This window comes from Frankia alni ACN14a, assembly GCF_000058485.1.
Lineage (GTDB): Bacteria > Actinomycetota > Actinomycetes > Frankiales > Frankiaceae > Frankia > Frankia alni.
The window spans coordinates 1598719-1619860 of record NC_008278.1 but is presented as its reverse complement, the minus strand read 5'-3'; the positions used below and the strand labels follow the sequence as shown (position 1 = coordinate 1619860).

Genomic DNA, 21142 nt, shown 5'->3' with positions numbered 1-21142 from the left:
GTACCGGTCAGGTACCGGTCAGGACAGCGGGTGGTTCAGGCGGAGGAGGAGGATCTTGCTCTTGACGCCGGAATCCTTGAGCTGGCCGGAGGTGTCGAAGGTGCCGAGGCCGAAGTCGTTGTCGTTGGCGACGGCGATGGTGCGGGGGCCGAGGACGGCGACGCCCTCGATCTTGTCGGGCATGCCGGGGACGGCCTCGAGGTCGACGGCGAGGCGCTTGGGCAGGACCGTGACGCCGGCCGTGGCCGGGTCGGCGAGGGACTCCAGCGACGGCGAGGTCGCGGCGCTGTCCCACGTGGTGCCGAGGATGTTCGTGGCCTTACGCAGGTCGACGGTGTAGAGGCGGGCGACGGGGTCGGTGCGCTCGTCGACGAGCAGGGTGTGCTCGTCGACCGCTGCGAGCGAGGAGATCTTCATCGCGGACGGGTCGCCGTCGGCGCTCGGGTCGAAGGTCCTGACGTCCTCGAGGCGGTAGACGAACTCGCCGGTCACCGTGTTCTTCGCGGTGTCGAACCGGAAGATCCGGGTGGTGCGGGACGCCTCGCCGGTATCGGTGTCCGGCACCAGCAGCGGGCTCTGCACGGCCAGGTAGAGCGTCCGGCCGTCGGGCGCCAGCGCGATGCCCTCGAAACCGCGGTTGATCTTACGATTGGCGAGAATCGCGGGCAGCGACGGGATGACGGGATAGTCCGTCCCGGTCAGCTTCAGGCCGGCGGGGACGTACCGGGCCAGCACCTTTCCGCGGGCGCTGATCCGCAGCAGGGACGGGCTGTACTCGTCCACCAGCCAGAACTCGCCGCTGCGCGTGCGGACGAGTCCCTCCGTGTCCAGACCGTTCGGGTTGAACGGGAGCTTCGTCTGGGCGTCCCAGGTGTACGGGGTCTCGTCGAAGCCGTCGATGTTCGACAGGCCGGTGACGGGTGCTCCGTGCGCGGTGGTGATCGGCAGGGATGCCAGGACCTTGATGGTCGATCCGTCGACACGGACCTTGAGGATGGCCGGGTCGAAACCGGGGACCGGGAAGGTACGCCGGTTCTTGCCGGCCACCTTGATCTGCCCGTTCGGACCGCGGTCGGTGACGGTCCAGAACTCGTTCGGCCGACCGGCCGGGTACAGATCACTGCCGATGCCGCCGAGGTTGACGCCGCGGTCGGTGTCCACCGAACCGGGGATCAGCCCGTTGGAGAACTCGGCCAGTCGGGTGTCCGGCAGTGTTCCTGTCGCCACCACCGTCGGCACGGTCGACCCGCTGCTCGCCGAAGCGGCCGACGCGATTCCCTGCCCCGCGACGAGGCCGAGCGGCACCGTCAGTGCCAGGCCCGCGACCGCCCATCCACGAAGTCGTCTCGATGCCACGACACTCCCCCCTGATTCCCGCATCGGAATCTCCCGTCGTTTCCCCAGGTACCGACCGTCGACACGGCCGACAACGGACGCTAGGGCCCGGCGATGGACATCCGATGAACCGCAGCCGTCCGGCGACCCTCCGCACTACGACCAACGGACGGAAACGCCCTTGTCACACGCCGCGCAGACGCACGCGGGGATGCATCCGAGAACCGGAACGAGGGGCGCGGACATTACCCGGCATGGGGCGACGATGACGGGTGCGGGGGATGAGGCCGATGGGGACGGGGACGAGGCCCTCCTGGAGCAGGCCGGGCGAGGGGACGGAGCCGCCTTCGGGCGGCTGTTCCGCGCGCACGCGGACGCGGTCTACGCTTACTGCTTCCACCGGCTCGGGACGTGGAGCGCCGCAGAGGACGCGACGTCGGTCGTCTTCCTGGAGGCCTGGCGACGGCGCGCCGACGTGGTGACGGTGTCGGTGTCGGGGTCGGGGACGGGTCGCTGCGGCCCTGGCTGCTCGGGGTGGCCACGAACGTGATGCGCAACCAGCGGCGGGCGGCCCACCGGTACGACGCGGCGTTGTACCGGCTGCCACCGTCGTCCGCGGAGCCGGATCACGCCGACGAGGTCGCGGCCAGGCTGGACGACGAGCGGCGGATGCGGGAGATCCTTCGCGAGCTCGCGACGCTGGACCGCGGTGCGCGGGAGGCGATCGTCCTGGTCGCGTTGGAGGGCCTGACCTACCCGGAGGCGGCGGTGGCCCTCGGCGTTCCGGTGGGGACGGTGCGTTCGCGGGTGGCCCGGGCCCGCAGGCGGTTGCGGCACGGCGTGCCGACGGTGGCGAGGGCATCCGACGACGCCGTGACCGGTTCCATGCCGGAGCCCTGGGATCGGACGGCAATCAAGAATCGGCCGGGCCCGAAGGCGGTGCGAGATGTCTGATCCGGGACGCATGCGGCCACCGCTGCCGCGGTCGATTCCCACGCGGCGCCTGGAGCAGCGGTCGGCGCTGCTCGAACGTCACGTTCGCGCGTCCCAGGAACCCGCACCGCGGTGGCCGTGGCCACCCCGGTACTTGCGGCGCTCGCGGGTCTGGTGGCGGCGGAGAAGGGTGCTGGTGCCGGCCGTGGCCCTGGCCGTCTGCTGCCTCGCCGCCGCCGGCTGGGGGCTGCGGCCCGCTGGGCTGGCCACCCGGGCCACCGCAGTCGGCTGCTACTCGGCGGTCAGCCTGACCAGCGACACCGCCGTCCTCGGTGGGCAGGCGGCGGCAGACCCGGTCGCGGCATGTCGGGACATCTGGCGACGGCCGGGGCCGGGCACGGGCGCAGGGGCGGGTGCCGGCTCGAGGCTGGGTCCGAACACGCCGGCGGCGGCCTGCCTTCGTGCGGACGGGAGCATCGCCGTCTTTCCCGCGACAGATGCCTGCGCGTCGCTGGAACTCCGCCCGTTCGCGGGGGTGTCCGACGCCGCGCGGCGGTTCGCGGCGTTCCAGCGCGAGGCGGTCGACATCGTCGCCGCCGACCACTGCCGCCCCCGTGGGCAGATCGTCGCGGTCCTGCGGCAGAAGTTGGACGACTACGGGCTGCGTACCTGGTCGATCGACGACAGCGGATTCGGTCAGCCGTGGGCACGGGGCCGGCCCTGCGCCGGGCTCGCGGTCGACCACGATCGGTCGCGCGTGGTCATCGTGCCGATGCCGTGACCAGTGGGGCGGGCGGCGCGAGCCGGACGGGCAGGGCCTGCCAGCCGTGGACGATGAAGGAGGGGGCCTGCGGCAGGTCATCCGCCGGCGTGGCGAGGGCGAGGCCGGGAAAGCGGGCGAACAGGGCGGGCAGGGCGTACCCGGCCTCCAGCCGTGCCAGCGGGGCGCCCAGACACCGGTGGACGCCGACCCCGAACGCGAGGTGGTCGGCCGCGTCCCGGCCGGGCTCGAACCGGCTGGCCCCGGGGCCGTGGTGGCCGGGGTCGTGCCCGGCGGCGAGGATGCCCGCGACGATCGCCGCCCCGGCGGGGATGGTCACCGCGCCGGTGTCGATGTCCGTCACGGCGAAGCGCAGCGGGATGTTGGCGATGCTGGGCGCCCACCGCAGCGTCTCCTCGACGACCTGATCCCAGGTGATCTCCCCGGCGCGCAGCCGACGGAGCTGGCGATCGTGGGTCAGCAGCGCGTGCACGGCGTTGCCGAGCAGATGCCGGGTGGTCTCGTGACCGGCGCTGATGAGCAGGAGCAGGGTGTCGAGCAGCTCCCGGTGCGCCAGCCGGTCGCCGGTGACCGCGTCCCGCACACCGATGAGCTCGCTGGTCAGATCGTCACCGGGTTCGCGCACCTTCCTCTCGACGAGGGTCGCCAGGACCGACCGGGTACGGCCGAGGTTCGCGGCGGCCTGCTCCGAGCTCACCGTCGTGTTCATGATCTGCTCGACGACGTGGGCGAAGTCCGGGCGCATCCGGTCCGGGATGCCGAACAACCCGCTGATCACCGCCAGCGGCAGCGGCTGCGCGAAGGTGCCCACCAGGTCGACGACCGACCCGGCGGACCCGGCGGACCCGACCGACCGGGCGGACCCGACCGACCCGGCGGACCCGACCGACCCGGCGGACCCGACCGACCCGACCGACCCGACCGACCCGGCGGACCCGGCGGCCCGGGCTGACCCGGCGGCCAGGTCGTCGAGCAGCCGCTCGGTGACCGCCACCACGGCGGGACGCAGCAGCTCGGTGCGCCGGGCGCTGAAACTCGGCGCGACCAGCCGGCGCAGCCGGGCATGATCGACACCGTAGGTGCTGAGCATGTTCACCACGCCCACCCATTGCAGGACCCAGCCCCATTCGGGCCGGCGGCACGCCTCGTCCCACTGCGCCCAGTGACGGCGAGGGTCCTTGCTGACGCGCGGATCGAGCAGCAACGCGCGCAGCAGCGCGTGCTCGTTGACGGCGTACGCAGGGATGCCGCCGGGCAGGGTCACCTCGGCGACCGGCCCGCGGGCACGCAGGGCGGCGGCCTCCGCGACGAGGCTCGGCCCCGCTGCGGCGACGGACAGCGGCTGGACGTGAACCACGCCGATCCCCCCGCCTCTGGTCGGATGCGCGCGGCCGGCCGGGACGGCACCCGGCGGGCGTCGCGCACCGATGTCCGCGATCCCCGACCACGGGGTGATGCCCGCCGGTGGCGGTCAGCGCACCTGGCCGAGCCGGACCAGGGTCGTCGTCCCGGGCAGCACCGGCGCGTGGCAGTGCCCGCACACCATCTCGGGATGGAGCTCGGCGCCGCAGTCGTGCTCCCACCTGGTAGGCCCCGGGCCGTCGGTGACGTAGCGGTCGCCCCACTCCATCAGTCCGAGCAGGATCGGCCGCAGCGCGCGGCCGGCCTCGGTGGGGACGTACTCGTAGCGCGGCGGATGCTCCTGGTACCGCACCTTGGCCAGCACCCCGCGCTCGACGAGGGTGCGCAGCCGCGCCGCGAGGATGTCCCGGCTCGCCCCCGTGTTGCGGGCGATCTGGTCGAAACGGCGCTCACCGAGCAGCACCTCGCGCAGCGCGAGCAGGCTCCACCGCTCCCCGACGACTCCGAGCGCGTTGGCGATCGAACAGTCCCGCCCGGCACCGGCCATGGTGACCATCCCCTCGACCGCACGCTCCGCAGTCCGACCCGGCCCCGCCGCCCGAATCTCCCGGGCAACCGGCGGAAGGTGTCGGTCCGGTAATCAAACTTATCACCTCCCGACGGGCCAGCGACCAGTAACAGCGACCAGTAACGCAGTCACCGTGCGCGATGAGCCGAAACGTCAACGGCGCCCCGCACCTCGCGGTAGACAGGACCGTGGAGCCACCAGCCACCGAAGGAGTCCTGCCATGACCACCGCGGGAGAGGACCGGCGACCGGTGCGGAGCCGGCGGGACGGCCCAACGACGCCAACGACGCTGAGGTGCCTCGGGCCGTCGCCGGACCCGCCGTTCGAGCGGGTGACGAGCGCGTCGGTGGTGGCGGTCGCCGACGACGGCCGACTGGTCGTCGCCGAGCTGACCCGCGGACTGGACATACCCGGCGGGCATGTCCAGCGCGGCGAGTCGTCGATCGACGAGACCGTGCGGCGGGAGGCGTGGGAGGAGGTCCGGGCCCGGCTCGGCGTCCTGCACCCGGTCGAGGTGATCGAGTCCGACTACTTCGGCGCCGACGACTGGACCTACATGGTGATCCGCACCGCCCGGGTCACCGAGCTCGGCCCGTGGGAGACCACCCACGAGTCCGCCGGCCGGATGCTGATCGAACCCGAGGACTTCCTGCGGCGCTACCGCGGCGGGGACCCGGCGCTCATGCGCCACCTCGTGACCACCGCCCTCGCCGCCCTCCCCGCCCCCTGACCAGGACCGGCCGGACGGGTGGCCAAACGCGTTGGCCTCCCGTGCAGGCTCACGCCGGCAGGTCACACCACTGCCTCAGCCAGGCCCCCACCGCCGGGGCCCCGTCACCACGCCGTTCGCGCACCGTCACCAGCCTGTCGACCGCCTGAAGGCACATCCGCTTCCAGCAGGCGGCTCGTTTCTCCGGCGAGGACTCGATCACCGGGATCGAGATCTCCTCGGTGGCGTGCAGATTGTGCAGCGCCGCCGCCAGCCCGGTCCCACCGTCCGCGCGGCTGCCGGGCGAGGGCTCGGCGATCGTCCCCGGCCCGCCGGCGAAGCGCAGCAGACTGCGGCCGTCGCATGCCTGGCACTCGCAGACGAGCAGCCGATCCTGATGGTCGTCTGCCAGTTCCCGCAGCCGCCCAGCCGGGACGTACGTGAGCAGGTCCGGGACGAACAGGTGGGGATCGGAGGAGGCTCGTCCTCCACCCCCGGGCCACGACTGGTGCCGCGTCGAGGGGAGAAGCCCCACCGCTCCGAGAGCCGCGCCGTGGGCCACCGCGCCGATGGCCGAGACGTCGCAGCGGATGAGGCCGATCGGGACCGGTCGCGTCTCCCGCAGCAGGGCCACCAGGCCGGCCACGGTCCCGGCGCGATCGAGCGGATTGCTCCGGTGGGCGAGGACGATGGCGACCGGCCGGTCTGCCGCGATGATCTCCTTGATGAGGGTGTCCAGGCCTCCCGACAGCAGCCAACCGAGCGGCAGCGCAAGCACCACGACACCCGGCTCCGGGGCACCCAGCGCCAGGACAAGGGCGTCCCGGTCCGCCACGGCGATGACCGGGCCGCCCAGCAGCCGAACCGGGCTGGCGGACGAGCCCGGCCACGCGCCGACACCCGGCAGATCAGCCGCGACGCCGCCGGTCAGGTCCAGACCCGGCGGTGTGCTGGCCCCGTCCCCCTCCGCGGCGGCCTGCTCGGCCGTGCGGTACGTGGCGGGATCGACGAGCACAGGCTGGTTCCGGTACCGGATGCCGATCACGGAGCGGTCGGATCGGCCGGCGACAACCGCGCCGCCGACGATCATCAGGGCCTCGTCCAGCAAGGAGAGGCCACTGTCGGTGAGGTAAGGCAGAACTGATCCGTCGGGGACCGGGTGGAAAGCCGCCGCCGATCCGGGCGGACGAGGAGCGAGCATCGAAACGCCGCCGCCTCACCAGAGGATCTACCAATGAACGACTACTCGATGAATTGTAATCATTTCATTGCATCAGGTGAGCGATTCGACTCGTTCCGTGCGACCCCGCCGCAACCGCCCGCGTCAAGGTCCGGACGGCCCTACCCGGTGACTACTCAAGGCTGCCGAGGTTGGGCCGCGGCGATGTGACGCGAGTCTCGCGAGACGCATTACAGTGATCTATAGTGAGGTCACACAGTGTCACTCACAATGTGGCGACGGTGAGAACTTCGCTGCCGATGACTGCGTCGCGGAGGTGGAGCCATGTTCGGTCTGACGGTGCGCTTCGAGGTTCGCCCGGACACTGCGGACGCGTTCGACGCCCTGGTGGCGCAGACGGTGCCCCTCATCGCGGAACGGGAGCCCCGCACGTTGATCTACACGACGCACCGCGTCGCCGGCGACCCGAACGCCCGGCTGTTCTACGAGCTCTACCGGGACCGCGATGCCTTCGAGGAGCACGAGAACCAGCCACACATGCACCGCTTCGCCGCCGGCCGGCAGTCGCTGCTGACCGGACCGCCGCGCATCGAGTTCATCACCTTCACCGCCGGCACCGGCGTTCCCGTCGCCACCGACGCCTGACGGCCCGGCGACCCCCGGCCACTCTGCCTGTCGGTGGCGGGCCAGACTGCGGTGTGTCACCGACAGAAGCGTCCGAATTCCGGCAGTCAGGAGCGTGACGGATGAGGATCGGATTCATCGGCCTGGGCGGGATGGGCGTCGCCATGGCCCGCAACCTGGTCGCTGCGGGCCACACCGTGCTGGTCTGGAACCGCTCCCCCGGGCCCGCGGCCGAGCTGGCCGCGGCCGGCGCCGTCGCCGCGAGCATCGAGGAGGCGTTCGCGACCGGGACCGTGCTGAGCATGCTGGCCGACGACCAGGCCGTGACGGAGCGCCTGCTCGACCCCACAGTGCTGGCCGCGGCGCCCGCCGGCGCCCTGCACGTGAACATGGCGACGATCAGCACTGCCCTGGCAGAACGCGCCGCGCGCGAGTACGCCGAACGGGGGCTGCGCTATCTCGCCGCGCCGGTGTTCGGCCGGACGGAGGCCGCGGCCGCGGGCAACCTCACCATCGTGACCGCCGGGGAGCCGGCGACGATCGCCAAGGTGCAGCCGCTCTTCGACGTCCTCGGCCGGCGCACCTGGACGGTCGGCGAGGCGCCGGCGCACGCCAACCTGGTCAAGATCCTCGGCAACTACCTGATCGCATGCTCCATCGAGGCGATGGCCGAGGCGACGACCGTGATCGAGGCGGGCGGGTTGGACCCGGCCCTGTTCATCGAGGTGCTGACCGACAACCTGTTTGCCGGCCCGGTCTTCGCCGGCTACGGCGGCATGATCGGGAAGAGGAGCTACGAGCCGGTCAACTTCCGGCTGCCGCTGGGATTCAAGGACGTCGGCCTCGCGCTGGCCGCGGGCCAGGAGCGCAACGTCCCCCTGCCCTTCGGCGGCGTGCTGCGTGACGCGTTCATCGAGGCACTCGCGCACGGCCAGGGCGAACAGGACTGGTCGGCGGTCGCCGAGACCTCCCGCCGCCGCGCCGGGCTCGTCTGACCCGACTCCGGCGGGTCGGGCGCTCGGGTGGCCGCCGACTACGCGAGGCCCGGCGAAAGCCGTCCCAGGATGCGGTGTCGCAGCCCGCCGGGTCGCAGGCTGAACGGCGACGAGTCCACCCGGTCGGCCCGACGGAAGTCCGGGTGCGCACTCGCACCCGCCGTCCCGGCCGACTCCGCCGGTGCGCGTCGGCGGGCGCCGCCCGCCGCGTGCCGCCCGCCGACGGAGCACCGGTGAGCGGCCCCGAGCCGTCCCCGGCCCGCCCGGCCCGCCCGGGCGCTGGGCGCAGAGCAGGAATGACGATGAGCGCAGCTCCGTCCCGACGTCCCGCCCCGACCTCATGACCAGGGCCGTCACCTTCGCGGTCCTGGTGGTGACCCTGTTCGCGGCCCACCAGCTCGCCGATCACGTGCTGGGCCAGACCGACGCCCAGGCCCGGTTGAAGACGACGCCGGGCCCGGCCGGCTGGGCGGCGTTGGGACGCCATCTGGCCGCGTATCACGCGGTCGTCGTGGTGATGGTGACGGTGGCGGCGGTCGGGCTCGACCTACGGCTGTCCGCGTTCGGGGCTGTCGCCGGGCTGGTGATCTCGGTGGTCAGCCACGCGCTGTGGGACCGCCGGGCCGCGGTGCGCTGGCTGCTGACCAGGACGGGTGGCGGCGACTTCGCCGAGCTCGCCGACAACGGCATGAACGGCATGTACCTGGCCGACCAGTCGCTACACGCGGCCTCGCTGTGGCTGGCCGCGCTGGTCACCGTGCTGCTGTGAGCCGTGCGCCCGCCGACCTGGGCAGACCCGTCCTACCAGCGATCGTCGTCGGCACCGTCGCGGCCGGCGTAGTCCCAGCATGACGACCACTCGTCAGCGCTGGGTTCGGCGGCGAGGTCACCGCTCGGCCAGTCGAACCCGACCGGGGCGAAGCCGAACGACGACGAGCCACCGGCGGAGTCGGAGTGCGCGGGCTCCGACCGCTCGGCGGCCCCGGACGCCGAAGCGAACGCCGAGCCGACAACATGCGGGATCACGAGCCAGGCAGTGATGTTGACCCCCACGACGACGAGGATGATGACGAGCGGGACCAGGTAGCTGTATGCGGGTGGGAGCACGAGCGCCACGGTGACCAACCCTGCCACCAGAAGGGCGACGCCCGCGGCGCCTGCAGCGAGGAACCGTGCCATAGCCATGTTCCTATCGCCCTCGACAGGGCTACGACCTCGATCGACGCCAACCCGACAAGCTGGGAGGGCGGTTTGACAGTGATCATCCCGCTTGCTCCGTCCGTCCTGGGGCGGCGGCCGCGACGCCGCGGTCAGCGGCGGCACCCGACCCTGGCAGCGGCGCTGGTGACGCCCCGAAATCTCCCACTGGCGCTCGATGACCTGCCCGCCCACGGCAGCGACAATCACAGCATCTCGTCATGGTAGGGGCACTGGGGGACAGCGGGGAACGACCCACAACCTGAAACGCGGACGGATCGCGCCCACCGGCGCGGCGCTGCGGACCGACCCGCGACCCGACCGGGCGGCCGGACGGGGGCACTCCGGCGCCGCTGCCCGCGCGGCACGGACATTGGCCCGACGGTGCCGGTCAGGGCATCTCCCTGGATGCCTCGACCGGACGCCGCCGAGCTCGAGGATGCGACTGGGGCATCGCGGTTCGGGGACGGATGGGAACGACCCGGACACCTCAGCCGCGTCCTCAACCTACCTGGTCGATAGCTTTTAGTCACTGATCGATTACAGGCAGTTCTAGCGTACACCCCGTTTGAGGTCCCTGTACCCGTATGCCGCTGCCAGTCGGGCACCTTTCGTCGCGGGAGGACGAGCCCGCACCGGATCGTTCCCGACCCGATCGGCCGGAATTTGCGAATTCCCCTGCGGCCAGGGGCCACCGAGGGGATGTCGACCCCGCCACACATCGTCCGGCCCCGGCACACCGGGGCCGGAGCATGGGTAGCAACGACGTATGACACGCGGCGAGGCAACCCGAAGCGCCGGACAGATCGCCACGATGTGCGACTTGCGCATGCTGTCCCGTATTGGACAAAGGTTTCGTGATGACAGCCACAGGGTGAGCATCGGGTTTCCGGCTTAGTCTGATCGCTCATGAGCGGCGCGCCGGTCGGGGTGTTCGACAGCGGAGTAGGCGGTCTCACGGTGGCGCGCGCCATTCTGGACCAGCTTCCGCATGAGCCGTTGGTCTATCTCGGCGACACCGGACGGGCACCCTACGGACCACGCCCCATCGCCGAGGTACGCCGCTACGCCCTCGAGTGTCTTGATCGTCTGGTCGACGAGGGGGTGAAGCTGCTCGTGATCGCCTGCAACACGGCCAGCGCGGCGTGCCTGCGCGACGCGCGGGAACGCTACAGCGTCCCGGTCGTTGAAGTGATCATGCCGGCGACCAGACGCGCGGTGGCGGCCACCCGCAGCGGTCGGGTGGGCGTCATCGGCACGGTGGCCACGATCGGCAGCCGCGCCTACGACGACGCGTTCACCGCCGCCGCGGGCGTCGACCTGACCGGCGTCGCCTGCCCCGCGTTCGTGGACTTCGTCGAGCGGGGTATCACCTCTGGGCGGCAGCTACTCGGACTGACCGAGGCATATCTCGCACCGTTGCAGGAAGCCGACGTCGACACGGTGATACTCGGATGCACCCATTACCCGCTGCTGACCGGGGTGATCGGCCTCGTGATGGGAGAGGGCGTGACATTGGTGAGCAGTGCCGAGGAGACGGCGAAGGACACCTACCGGGTGCTCGCGCGGGACGGGCTGTTCCGTGACCCTGACCTACCGCCACCCAGCCACCGCTTCCTGACCACGGGTGACCCCACGCTGTTCACCCGGGTGGGGCGCAGGTTCCTAGGGCCCGAACTCGTCCAGGTCTCGGCCGTGGCCTCCGGGGAGCCGTCCCTTCCGGTGCCGTCCCCGCCACCCGCCACCAGGACCTCGACCGCAGCCGTCTGGACCGCCCGACCCGCGGCGGATCAGGATTCCTCCCAGCAGAGCCCGGTGGTGCCACGGTGAAACTGACCATTCTCGGATGTTCCGGCACGTACCCGGGGCCGGCCTCCGCCTGCTCGTCGTACCTGGTGGAGTCGGACGGGTTCCGTCTCGTCCTCGACGCGGGCAACGGGTCGATGGGCGAACTGCAGCGGCACTGCGACCTGCGCGACATCGACGCGGTCCTGCTCAGCCACCTGCACGGCGACCACTGCCTGGACCTGGTGGCAAACTCCTACGCGCGGCGCTACCACCCCGAGGGCATGCCGCCCAAGCTGCCCGTCTACGGCCCGATCAACACCCAGGAACGGCTGTGCGGCGCGTTCGAGAAGTGGCCGGACGACAGCCTCGCCGACATCTACGACTTCCGCACCATCGGCGCCGGCTGCCTGCACGTCGGGCCGTTCCGCATCGACCTCACCCGGGTGGCGCACCCGGTCGAGGCATACGGCGTCCGGGTCACGGCGGAGGATCGGGTGCTCACCTACTCGGGCGACACCGGCGCCTGTGACCGGCTCGTCCGGCTCGCCCGCGACAGCGACCTGTTCCTGTGCGAGGCATCCTTCCTCGACGACGAGGACAACCCGCCCGACCTGCACCTCACCGGCCGGGAGGCCGGCGAGCACGCGCAGAAGGCCGGTGTGGGGCGGCTGGTGCTGACCCATCTCGTCCCCTGGGGCAACGCCGCCCGTTCGGAGGAGGAGGCGGCCGGGGCGTTCGACGGGAACCTGACCATCGCCGCGCCCGGGGCCACCTACGAGATCTGACCGGCTCGGGCGGGGCCGGGCGGCCGGTCCGGGGCGGGCCGATAGTGTCGCGGGCGTGACACGAGTCGATGGCAGGAAACCGGACGATCTCCGGCAGGTGACGATCCAGCGGGGCTGGCAGGAGCACGCCGAGGGATCGGCGCTGATCAGCGCCGGCAGGACCAGGGTGCTGTGCGCCGCCTCCGTGACCACCGGCGTCCCGCGCTGGCGCAAGGGCAGCGGCCTGGGCTGGGTGACAGCCGAGTACTCGATGCTGCCGCGGGCCACCAACACCCGCAACGACCGCGAGTCGGTGCGTGGCCGGATCGGGGGGCGCACGCACGAGATCTCCCGGTTGATCGGGCGCAGCCTGCGGGCCTGCATCGACCTGGCCGCGCTTGGCGAGAACACCATCGCCATCGACTGCGACGTGCTGCTCGCCGATGGCGGCACCCGCACTGCCGCGATCACCGGCGCCTACGTCGCGCTGGTCGATGCCGCCCGCTGGCTCGGCCGGCCGGCGGCGATCACGACGAGCGTCGCCGCGGTGAGCGTCGGGGTCGTGCGAGGCGAGCCGATGCTCGACCTCGCCTACACCGAGGACTCCACCGCGGACACCGACATGAACGTGGTCTGCACCGGCGCGGACGGGTTCGTCGAGGTACAGGGCACCGCCGAGGGCGTCCCGTTCGACCGGGCGATGCTCGACAACCTGCTCGACCTCGCCGTGTTCGGCTGCGCCCAGCTCGCGGAGATCCAGGCCGAGGCGCTGCAGGGTCCGGCGCCGGCGGGTCCCGCCCGACCGGAGGGGGCACGGTGACCGCGAAGCCGGTGCGGGTGGTCCTCGCCAGCCGCAACGAGGCGAAGCTGACGGAGCTGCGCCGCATCCTGGCGGCCAGCGGCCTGTCGGTGGAGCTGGTGGCTCTCCCCGACGGCGAGGAGGTCGCCGAGACCGGGACAACCTTCGCCGAGAACGCCCTGATCAAGGCGCGGGCGGCGGCCGACCAGACCGGCCTGCCCGCCGTGGCCGACGACTCCGGGCTCGCGGTCGACGAACTGTCCGGCATGCCCGGCGTGCGCTCGGCCCGCTGGTCCGGACGCCGGGACGGCACCCGCGTCGAGCGCGACGAGGCGAACAACGCCCTGCTCCTGGCCCAGCTCGACGACGTGCCACCCGAGCGCCGCGGCGCCGCCTTCGTCTGCGCGGCGGCCCTGGTCACCCCCGCCGGCGTGGAGCGGGTGACGCACGGGGAGCTGCGGGGCGTCCTACTGACCGAGCCCCGCGGCCAGGCCGGCTTCGGCTACGACCCGCTGTTCCTCGCCGACGGCCAGACCCGGACCAACGCCGAGCTGACCGCGGCCGAGAAGGACGCGATCAGCCACCGCGGCCTGGCCTTCCGCGACCTGGCCACCCTTCTGCGCGAGGTCCTCACCTCGTAACCCACCGAACGGCGCCCTGGGCGAGGGGTCCCCACAGATCGCCGAAGGCCCCAACGGCTCCCCCAGGAAGATCGCCGAAGGCGATCTGACGGAAACCCCAGACGGCGCCCTGGGCGAGGGGTCCCCACAGATCGCCGAAGGCGATCTGTGGGGTCACGCCCATAGTTGACCTTCGAGTGCGGCCTCGGCCTCCTCGAGGGTGCCGGCGTAGGCGCCGGTGGACAGGTACTTCCAGCCGCCGTCGCAGACGATGAGGGCGATGTCGGCCCGCCGGCCTTCCCGGACCGCCCGCTCGGCCTGGGCCAACGCGGCGTGCAGGATGGCTCCGGTGGAGATCCCGGCGAAGATGCCCTCCTCCTGGACGAGCTCCCGGGTGCGCCGCAGGGCCTCGCGCGGACCGACGGAGTAGCGCGAGGTGAGCACCGACGGGTCATACAGCTCGGGCACGAAGCCCTCGTCGATGTTGCGCAGGCCGTACACCAGCTCGCCGTAGCGGGGCTCGGCGGCAACGATCGTGATGTCCGGCACCCGCTCCCTGAGGTAGCGGCCGGTGCCCATCAAGGTGCCGGTCGTCCCGAGGCCGGCGACGAAGTGGGTGATGGCGGGCAGGTCCTCGAGGATCTCCGGGCCGGTCGTCTCGTAGTGCGCCTGGGCGTTCGCCGGGTTGCCGTACTGGTAGAGCATGACCCAGTCGGGGTTCTCGGCGGCGAGCCGCTTCGCGACGGCGACCGCCTCGTTGGAGCCCCCGGCGGCGGGCGAGTACCGGATCTCGGCGCCCCACATCTGCAGGAGCTGGCGGCGTTCCACCGAGGTGTTCTCCGGCATGACGCAGACGAGCCGGTAACCCCGCTGGCGGCAGACCATGGCCAGCGAGATGCCGGTGTTGCCGGAGGTCGGTTCCAGGACGGTCGCGCCGGGGGTGAGCAGGCCGCGCTTCTCGCCGTCGGCGATCATCCACAGCGCCGCCCGGTCCTTGATCGAACCGGTCGGGTTGTCCTGCTCCAGCTTCGCCCACAGCCGGACCTCCGGCGACGGGGACAGTCGCGGAAGCCCGACCAGCGGGGTCCGGCCGACCGAGTCGGCCAGGGAGTCGAATCGCATGAGTCGGACCTGCCGCTCGGCTCAGTGCTGACCGGCGGGCACGCGGGGCGAACTGGCGGTGGAGCCGCCGGCGACCGCGGGCAGGATGGTGACCTCGTCGCCGTCGTTGAGCTTGGCGTCGAGCCCGCCGAGGAAGCGCACGTCCTCGTCGTTGACGTAGATGTTGACGAACCGGTGCAGCTCGGCTCCGTCCTCACCGGTCACCAGCCGGCCACGCAGCCCGGAGTGCCGGGAGTCGAGGTCGAGGAAGAGCGCGGCGACGGTGTCGCCGGTGCCCTCGACCAGCTTCGAACCTCCCGTGTAGCTACGCAGGATCGTCGGCACTCGGACCTGGACTGCCATGGTGCTCCTTTCGCGGGTGCCAGCGGTCGGGCTCGACCGAGGCGCCGCCCGGACGGGCGGGATGATGACGCGGGCGGGGGTCTGCGGGGTGTCAGGACAGTCTGCGGGGTGTCAGGACAGAGGGCCGGGACGCGCCGGGGCGGGGACTTCGCCACTCGCAGGCCCAGGATGCCCCGACGACGGCGCGGCTGTCCGCGATTCAGCTCGCGCAGGCGGGGACGGTGTCCCGGACCGCCTCGCTCGCGCACCACCGCCACCGGAACCGGTCACGCCGCCACCCCCCTCAACGCGCGCCGTCGCACGCCGGCTCCGCCACTGCAACGTCCCAGGCCCTCAGACGATTTCCACCGGCTCCTCGGTGACCGTGCCGTCGACGATCCGGAAGGACCGGAACTCGGTGTGATCGGACTCCCGGGTGGAGGCCAGCACGTAGTGTGCACCGGGCTCGGCGGCCAGGGAGATGTCGGTGCGGGACGGGAACGCCTCGGTCGCGGTGTGCGAGTGGTAGATGACGACGGGTTCCTCGTCGCGGTCGTCCATCTCCCGCCAGACCCGGAGTTGCTCCTTCGAATCGAAGCGGTAGAACGTGGGCGAACGCTCGGCGTTCTCCATCGGGATGAACCGCTCCGGCCGATCCGAACCCACCGGGCCGGCGACGACTCCGCACGCCTCGTCGGGATGATCACGGCGGGCATGGGCGACGATCGCCTCGTAGAAGGCACGGTCGATGCGCAGCACTGGCCCACCGTACGACGTGGAAGGGGCGGTCTGGGCGGTCCTGGCGACGAGACCGTCCCGGTCGCGCCCCGGATCGTCCCGGCGGTCTGGTCCAGACGTGGTCCAGGCCTAGTCCAGTGCCCGGGTCAGCTCGTCGAGCAGCCCGGTCAGAAAGACGTACGTCGCCACCAGCGGGTAGCGCGGATCCTCCGGATCCATCCGCTCCAGCTCGTCGGTGGAGTCGTCGTCGGTCAGTGCGAGGCGGGTGCCCAGGAACAGCCGCAGGTCGTTCAGGGTGGTCAGCCAGTCCTGAGCGGCGTCCTCGTCGAGGACGAGTACGGACCCGGGAGCGGGCATGGCGGCCAGCACGCGACGGGCGGCGTCGCGCTTGCGGGCGAGCAGGTCGTCGGTGCGGCGACGGCGGAAGTCCCCGGAGGCCATCGGGTCGTCCGGATACGGGTCGGGAAGCAGCCGGGCCATCGCCGGGTCCTCGGGCGGGGGCGGGGCGGTGTCGCGCAGGCCGACCATCGCCTCCAGCGGGTCCTCCACGGGCGGCGGTTCGAGCAACGCCTCGATCTGGCCGACGAGCTGGGACAGCAGCGCCGACTCCCACTGCGGCAGCCGCAGCTCGATCCCGGACCGGGTGCGACGGAAACCGTCAGCAGCCACGACGTCGTGCCCTCCATCACCGCTCGTCCGCGGCGCCTGCCCGCGGAAGTCTCGTCGGTCACCGCCGACGCCGGCGCGCCTCGACCGTCGGCGCGACGGGTCCCGACGCGCCGACGCCATCGCCTGCAGACGGAAGCGGGCGCGCAGTGCGGGCCACGGCGGACGTCCGGCGGTTGACCATCGCCAGCCTAGTCGAGCCGGCACAGCGGCCCCGCATGCCGCTTCGGGGCGTCGGGCCCAGGGCGCCCGGGCCTCGGGACGCCCGGGAGGGAGGCGTTCTCGGGGTGGATCCCCGGGAAGGGGTAGCGCGGTCGTCCCACCCGGAATCTGGCCAACTTTGCGATACGGACGCCGTTGAACCCGGCACCGAGCGGAGTCGTGCGGTGGCCGCGCGACGCCAACGCGAGAAGCCCGAGCCCGACTACCCGAATATTCCGGACGGCAGGGTCGAATTTTCCTCGACGCCCGATACGCACAGCCCGGATTCATCCCCGCAGTCCAGCAGGACCGAATTACGGAACGGGCCGTTCCACCAGAAAACGGGGAATCCGGATTCCCTCGGCTTTTTCGGAATCGCCCCCCGTGGGACTCTGCCGGGACCTGTCCGGACGAATCCCGCCCGCGCCTTCTCGACCCGCCGAGCACATTGTCGAGCACCGGCCCACAGCCTGGCCGACCGGCCTCCGGCATTCGCTCCGCCCCGGACAGATTCACCCGCCGCCCGTCGCCCCGGGCGGCGGGCGCACGCCGGCGCCGCGCCTGCCACCGGCGGCCGACCTCGGCCAGCTAGACCCGATCCAGCTAGCCCTTTGTGGCCTCGTTGTCACGACGGAGCTGCAGAGTTGGGCAACCTTACGTCGCCACGAGACCGATCGGCAGCCACCGGCGGCCGTTGCCGCCCAGCCCGTCCCGGCCAGCCCGACGCCGCCCAGCCCACACCGCCCGTCCCCACGCCGCCCAGCCCGACGCGGGCCAGCCCGCTGCGCCCACCCCGACGCCGGCCAGCCCCGCCTCGACCAACCCGGTTCCTGCCATATTGCGGCCACAGTATGCCGAGGTTTGGGCACGGTCTTCGGCGCGAAAGCGTGCCCAAACCTCGGCACGGCTCCGTGCACGCCTGGTCACCGACGGACGTAGGCAGGGATGAGGGCAAGGACGAGGCAAGGACGAGGAGCCGTCGACGGGCGCACCGAACCTCGTGGCGACCGTCGGCAACCCGATCGCTCGCCCGCAGCCGCCGAGCCGGGCGCCGCTCGCCCAGGCTGGTCAGTCCTGCGCGATCGTCGCCCACAGACCGTAGGCGTGCAGGCGCTCCGCGTCGGCCTCCATCTCCTCCCGGGTACCGGTGGCGACCGAGGCCCGGCCCTTGTGATGGACGTCGAGCATCAGCTCGGTGGCCTTTGACTTGGTGTAGCCGAACAACTTCTGAAAGACGTAGGTCACGTACGACATGAGATTGATCGGATCGTTCCAGACGATCGTGACCCACGGCCGATCGTCGTCGAGGGTCTCGTCGGCTTCCTCGACGTCGACAGGCGACACGGCGGTGACAGACACGAGGCCTATTGTTACGCCATTCCCGCGCCCTGACCCGTCACCGGGCACGGTGAGATGCGACGGCGCACCCCCCGCTCACGTCCCGCCACGGGGCGGCGACGAGGCGGCGACGGTCAGAAGCAGCGGGCGTAGCAGCGGCGGTCAGACGGAGCGGCGTAGCAGCGGCGGATGCAGCGCGGTGGCCGAGCCGCGCCGGTACAGCTCGGCGGGCCGCCCGCCCCCGCGCGGAGAGGTGCGCCGGCCGAGCGGGACGACGAACCCGGGCGTGGACAGCACCTTGCGCCGGAAGTTCGGCGGATCCAGTGCGACGTCCCAGGCGGCCTCGTAGACACGACGCAGGTCGGCGAGGGTGAACTGGTCCTCGCAGAAGGCGGCGGCCAGCGGGGTGTATTCCAGCTTCGCGCGCGCCCGCTCGACCCCGTCGGCGACGATCCGTGGATGGTCGAAGGCCAGGGTGGGGCCGTCCGGAGAGTCCAGATCCGCCACCGGCCACCACCGGGCACGGGGGCCGTCCCGGCCGGGCGCCGGCTGCGGCAGGTTCGGCAGCAGGGCCAGGTAGGCGACGCTGACCCCTGGGGCCCGCGGGTCTCGGTGCGGGCCGCCGTAGGTGCGCAGCTGTTCGAGATGGCCGGTCGTGGTCACCCCGGTCTCGGCCCACAACTGGCGTGATGCCGAGGTGTCGAGGTCCTCGTCGCCGTCGACGAAGCCGCCGGGCAGTGCCCAGGCGGCGTCGAATGGCGGGTCCCGGCGGATCAGCAGGACGCAGAGCCGGCCGCCGCGCAGGGTCAGCAGAACCAGGTCCACGCTGACGGCGACGACCGGCGGCGTGACGGCGTCACCACGGCGCCGCCCGTCGTCGCCGTCACGCGGACCGCGGACCTGATTCGGCGGCGAGGCGGGCGGCACCCCTCCAGTCTGGCCATGCCCACCCCACCGCACACGGCCCCCTCCCCGCCAGCGGGGCCGCGGCGGGCGCGGCGGCGCGGCGTCAGGCGTGGGTGGTGTGCACGACGGGCAGGCACGGCTGACCGAAGCGCACGTCGCGCGCCGTCGGGGGCAGCGCGGCGAACGCCCGACCGTGGTGCTCACGGGCCCGTCGGGTGCCGGCGGGCCCGACCAGGTCGTTGTCGACGAGTTCGCCCCCCACGACGATCGACTGGAGCAGCTCACGGTCCCGGGACTCGCCGGACCGGATCCCGGCATCCGCCGCTGTCACCGGCACGGCGGCGAGGGTCCGGCCGGCGGACGAGGTGCCGGCGGACGAGGTGCCGGCGGACGGCGCCCCAGCCGCAGCCACCGCTGCGGCGTTGGCGGTGGCGTTGGCGGTGGCGTTGGCGGTGGCGGTGGCGTTGGCGGTGGCGTTGGCGGTGGCGTTGGCGTTGGCGGTGGGGACGATGGCGGGAGCGGCGGTGACGGCCGCAGCCGTGGCGGGCAGGACGACGTCGGCGACGGCGCGGCCGCTGGGGTCGTGGCGGCGCACGACCCGCTTGCGTCCACCGCGGCTGGACTTGCCCACCGACTTCTTGGCGACGGCGACGCCGTCGACCTCGACGAGCTTGTAGACGAACCCGGCTGTCGGCGCGCCGGACCCGGTGACCAGGCTGGTCCCTACGCCGTAACCGTCGACGGGTGCCTCGCCCAGCCGGGCGATGGCGTGCTCGTCCAGGTCCCCGGTGGCGATGATCCGGGTGTCGGGCGCGCCGAGTGCGTCGAGTTGCGCCCGGGCGGCGGTGGCCAGCCCGCCCAGATCACCGCTGTCGATCCGGATGGCGCCGAGCTCCGGCCCGGCGGCGGCCACCGCCGCGGCGATGCCCGCGGGGACGTCGTAGGTGTCGACGAGCAGTGTCGTGTCGCGGCCCAGGGCGGCCACCTGGGCGGCGAACGCCTCGGCCTCGGTGGGATGGACGAGGGTGAACGCGTGCGCGCTGGTCCCCACGCTGGGCACGGCGTAGGTCCGCGCCGCCTCCAGGTTGGAGCTGGCCGCGAAGCCCGCCAGGTAGGCGGCCCGCGCCGCCGCGACGGCCGCCGCCTCGTGGGTGCGCCGCGAGCCCATCTCCAGGCAGGGCCGCGAGCCTGCCGCGGCGACCATCCGGGCGGCGGCCGCGGCGATCGCGCTGTCGTGGTTGAGGATCGACAGCACGAGCGTCTCCAGCAGCACCGACTCGGCGAACGTCCCCTCGACGGCGAGGACCGGCGCGCCGGGGAAGAACGGCTCGCCCTCGGCGAAGGCGCGGATGTCGCCGCGGAAGCGGTAGTCGGCCAGCCAGGCCGCGGTGTCGTCGTCGACCACGCCGGCGGCACGCAGCGCGGCGAGTTCGGGCGGGGCGAAACGGAAGTCCGCCAGGGCGTCGAGCAGCCGGCCGGTGCCGGCGAACACGCCGAAGCGGCGGCCGGGCGGCAGCGAGCGGGTGAAGACCTCGAAGACCACGCGACGGTTGGCCGCTCCGGAGCGGAGCGCCGCCCGCAGCATGGTCAACTCATAGTGATCGGTCATAAGTGCCGTGGACATCCGGAACAGGCTAGGGACGAGCCCGTTCAGATGCGCGCCTGACGACATCCCGCGGGTGGCGGAAGGGGAGGGGTCGGCGTGCCGGGAGGTGTGTTGATCCGACGGTGGGGCGGACGCAGTCCTGCATGATGTCCCTCACACCCTGCCGCCCCACGCCGCCACCGACCGGAGTGCCTCGCCGTGACCACGCCCGCGATCGACCTCGTGCCGGCCGGGTGCGCGCACAGGATGGCGCGGTTCGGGGCCGATCGGCGGCAATGGGACAGGACCTCCGTAGTCGTCCGACGCCGTCATGCGATCGTCTTGAGCGTGGACCAGAGTAATGCCGGCATCTTCGTCGTCGTCGTCGGCGGCGCGTTGCTCGCTCTGCTCGTACTCGGCGGTCGAGCCGGCCGGAGCATCGCCCGCGACGTGTGGAGCCGCATCGGCTTCTTCCGCTGGATACTCGTCGCGATCATTGTCGTGGTCGTCCTCGATCTGTCCGACGGGTTGCCCAACCAATGAACGCCGGGATGACAGGAACAGCACCGCATAACGCTTGGCAGCGAAGATGTTGCAGGATGCCACCGGG

The 21142-nt window shown here is 72.3% G+C and carries 25 protein-coding genes; 12 read left to right on the top strand and 13 right to left on the bottom strand.

The window, feature by feature from the left end:
* Nucleotides 1–18: 18 nt before the first annotated feature.
* Complete coding sequence (locus tag FRAAL_RS06610) at nucleotides 19–1356, bottom strand: esterase-like activity of phytase family protein (RefSeq protein ID WP_041938934.1); 1338 nt, start codon at nucleotides 1354–1356, stop codon at nucleotides 19–21.
* Nucleotides 1357–1600: 244 nt separating this feature from the next.
* On the opposite strand from FRAAL_RS06610, the gene FRAAL_RS30235 reads away from it, so the two are divergent.
* From FRAAL_RS30235 to FRAAL_RS06600, 3 genes are all read left to right on the top strand, one after another.
* A complete protein-coding gene (locus FRAAL_RS30235; protein ID WP_011602707.1) occupies nucleotides 1601–1885 on the top strand; it encodes an RNA polymerase sigma factor in 285 nt (94 codons plus the stop codon).
* Nucleotides 1870–2289 carry an RNA polymerase sigma factor gene (locus FRAAL_RS30230; RefSeq protein WP_050997026.1) on the top strand — a complete coding sequence of 140 codons (420 nt, stop codon included), beginning with the start codon at nucleotides 1870–1872 and terminating at the stop codon, nucleotides 2287–2289. The genes FRAAL_RS30235 and FRAAL_RS30230 overlap by 16 nt, the downstream gene beginning before the upstream one ends.
* 169 nt (nucleotides 2290–2458) lie before the next feature.
* A complete protein-coding gene (locus tag FRAAL_RS06600) occupies nucleotides 2459–3049 on the top strand; it encodes a hypothetical protein (RefSeq protein WP_231861539.1) in 591 nt (196 codons plus the stop codon).
* Here FRAAL_RS06600 and FRAAL_RS34650 read toward each other — a convergent pair.
* Both FRAAL_RS34650 and FRAAL_RS06590 read right to left on the bottom strand, forming a co-directional pair.
* Complete coding sequence (locus FRAAL_RS34650; protein WP_011602704.1) at nucleotides 3030–4406, bottom strand: cytochrome P450 family protein; 1377 nt, start codon at nucleotides 4404–4406, stop codon at nucleotides 3030–3032. The two genes, FRAAL_RS06600 and FRAAL_RS34650, sit on opposite strands and share 20 nt — an antisense overlap.
* Before the next feature lie 114 nt (nucleotides 4407–4520).
* Nucleotides 4521–4967 (bottom strand): winged helix-turn-helix transcriptional regulator, encoded by a 447-nt coding sequence (locus FRAAL_RS06590; protein WP_011602703.1) that lies wholly within the window; start codon nucleotides 4965–4967, stop codon nucleotides 4521–4523.
* A gap of 232 nt (nucleotides 4968–5199) precedes the next feature.
* Here FRAAL_RS06590 and FRAAL_RS06585 point away from each other — a divergent pair, with 232 nt between their 5' ends.
* Nucleotides 5200–5709 (top strand): NUDIX hydrolase, encoded by a 510-nt coding sequence (locus FRAAL_RS06585; RefSeq protein WP_041938933.1) that lies wholly within the window; start codon nucleotides 5200–5202, stop codon nucleotides 5707–5709.
* Between the two features lie 49 nt (nucleotides 5710–5758).
* On the opposite strand, the gene FRAAL_RS06580 is transcribed toward FRAAL_RS06585, so the two are convergent.
* Nucleotides 5759–6796, bottom strand: coding sequence for a hypothetical protein (locus FRAAL_RS06580; protein WP_041938932.1), 1038 nt, complete (start codon nucleotides 6794–6796; stop codon nucleotides 5759–5761).
* Nucleotides 6797–7192: 396 nt separating this feature from the next.
* Between FRAAL_RS06580 and FRAAL_RS06575 the strand changes: the two genes are divergently transcribed.
* The 3 genes from FRAAL_RS06575 to FRAAL_RS06565 all read left to right on the top strand — a co-directional run bounded on the left by FRAAL_RS06575 (nucleotide 7193) and on the right by FRAAL_RS06565 (nucleotide 9256).
* Nucleotides 7193–7513 (top strand): putative quinol monooxygenase, encoded by a 321-nt coding sequence (locus FRAAL_RS06575; protein WP_011602700.1) that lies wholly within the window; start codon nucleotides 7193–7195, stop codon nucleotides 7511–7513.
* A 101-nt stretch (nucleotides 7514–7614) separates the two neighbouring features.
* A complete protein-coding gene (locus FRAAL_RS06570) occupies nucleotides 7615–8487 on the top strand; it encodes an NAD(P)-dependent oxidoreductase (RefSeq protein WP_011602699.1) in 873 nt (290 codons plus the stop codon).
* A gap of 340 nt (nucleotides 8488–8827) precedes the next feature.
* Nucleotides 8828–9256, top strand: a complete 429-nt coding sequence (locus FRAAL_RS06565) for a DUF3307 domain-containing protein (protein ID WP_011602698.1) — start codon at nucleotides 8828–8830, stop codon at nucleotides 9254–9256.
* Between the two features lie 32 nt (nucleotides 9257–9288).
* On the opposite strand, the gene FRAAL_RS06560 is transcribed toward FRAAL_RS06565, so the two are convergent.
* On the bottom strand, nucleotides 9289–9666 hold the full coding sequence (locus tag FRAAL_RS06560; protein WP_011602697.1) for a hypothetical protein: 378 nt from the start codon (nucleotides 9664–9666) through the stop codon (nucleotides 9289–9291).
* Nucleotides 9667–10593: 927 nt separating this feature from the next.
* Here FRAAL_RS06560 and murI point away from each other — a divergent pair.
* From murI to rdgB, 4 genes are read left to right on the top strand one after another with little or no spacing between them, the layout of a single operon-like run.
* Complete coding sequence (murI, locus tag FRAAL_RS06555; protein ID WP_011602695.1) at nucleotides 10594–11514, top strand: glutamate racemase; 921 nt, start codon at nucleotides 10594–10596, stop codon at nucleotides 11512–11514.
* The gene (locus FRAAL_RS06550; RefSeq protein ID WP_041938931.1) at nucleotides 11511–12257 is read left to right on the top strand and encodes an MBL fold metallo-hydrolase; all 747 of its coding nucleotides are present in this window, start codon (nucleotides 11511–11513) and stop codon (nucleotides 12255–12257) included. The genes murI and FRAAL_RS06550 overlap by 4 nt, the downstream gene beginning before the upstream one ends.
* Before the next feature lie 55 nt (nucleotides 12258–12312).
* Nucleotides 12313–13056, top strand: a complete 744-nt coding sequence (gene rph, locus FRAAL_RS06545; RefSeq protein WP_041938930.1) for a ribonuclease PH — start codon at nucleotides 12313–12315, stop codon at nucleotides 13054–13056.
* A gap of 11 nt (nucleotides 13057–13067) precedes the next feature.
* Nucleotides 13068–13676, top strand: coding sequence for an RdgB/HAM1 family non-canonical purine NTP pyrophosphatase (gene rdgB / locus FRAAL_RS06540; protein ID WP_011602692.1), 609 nt, complete (start codon nucleotides 13068–13070; stop codon nucleotides 13674–13676).
* Between the two features lie 153 nt (nucleotides 13677–13829).
* Here the strand turns inward: rdgB and FRAAL_RS06535 are convergent, their stop codons facing one another.
* From FRAAL_RS06535 to FRAAL_RS06505, 8 genes are all read right to left on the bottom strand, one after another.
* Entirely contained in the window at nucleotides 13830–14777 is a 948-nt protein-coding gene (locus tag FRAAL_RS06535; RefSeq protein WP_011602690.1) for a PLP-dependent cysteine synthase family protein, read from the bottom strand.
* Between the two features lie 21 nt (nucleotides 14778–14798).
* Complete coding sequence (locus FRAAL_RS06530; protein WP_011602689.1) at nucleotides 14799–15119, bottom strand: MoaD/ThiS family protein; 321 nt, start codon at nucleotides 15117–15119, stop codon at nucleotides 14799–14801.
* A gap of 333 nt (nucleotides 15120–15452) precedes the next feature.
* Nucleotides 15453–15857, bottom strand: coding sequence for a M67 family metallopeptidase (locus FRAAL_RS06525; protein WP_011602688.1), 405 nt, complete (start codon nucleotides 15855–15857; stop codon nucleotides 15453–15455).
* Between the two features lie 108 nt (nucleotides 15858–15965).
* Nucleotides 15966–16505 carry a DUF2017 domain-containing protein gene (locus FRAAL_RS06520; RefSeq protein ID WP_011602687.1) on the bottom strand — a complete coding sequence of 180 codons (540 nt, stop codon included), beginning with the start codon at nucleotides 16503–16505 and terminating at the stop codon, nucleotides 15966–15968.
* 852 nt (nucleotides 16506–17357) lie between these two features.
* Nucleotides 17358–17540 (bottom strand): hypothetical protein, encoded by a 183-nt coding sequence (locus FRAAL_RS33485; RefSeq protein WP_055752057.1) that lies wholly within the window; start codon nucleotides 17538–17540, stop codon nucleotides 17358–17360.
* A gap of 231 nt (nucleotides 17541–17771) precedes the next feature.
* On the bottom strand, nucleotides 17772–18062 hold the full coding sequence (clpS, locus tag FRAAL_RS06515; protein ID WP_041938928.1) for an ATP-dependent Clp protease adapter ClpS: 291 nt from the start codon (nucleotides 18060–18062) through the stop codon (nucleotides 17772–17774).
* A gap of 141 nt (nucleotides 18063–18203) precedes the next feature.
* Nucleotides 18204–18968: an NUDIX hydrolase gene (locus tag FRAAL_RS06510; protein WP_372666580.1), complete on the bottom strand. Its 765-nt coding sequence runs from the start codon at nucleotides 18966–18968 to the stop codon at nucleotides 18204–18206.
* An 82-nt stretch (nucleotides 18969–19050) separates the two neighbouring features.
* Nucleotides 19051–20619: a nicotinate phosphoribosyltransferase gene (locus FRAAL_RS06505; RefSeq protein ID WP_011602683.1), complete on the bottom strand. Its 1569-nt coding sequence runs from the start codon at nucleotides 20617–20619 to the stop codon at nucleotides 19051–19053.
* A 261-nt stretch (nucleotides 20620–20880) separates the two neighbouring features.
* Between FRAAL_RS06505 and FRAAL_RS33480 the strand changes: the two genes are divergently transcribed.
* The gene (locus FRAAL_RS33480; protein ID WP_041940238.1) at nucleotides 20881–21075 is read left to right on the top strand and encodes a hypothetical protein; all 195 of its coding nucleotides are present in this window, start codon (nucleotides 20881–20883) and stop codon (nucleotides 21073–21075) included.
* The last annotated feature ends 67 nt before the right edge of the window (nucleotides 21076–21142 follow it).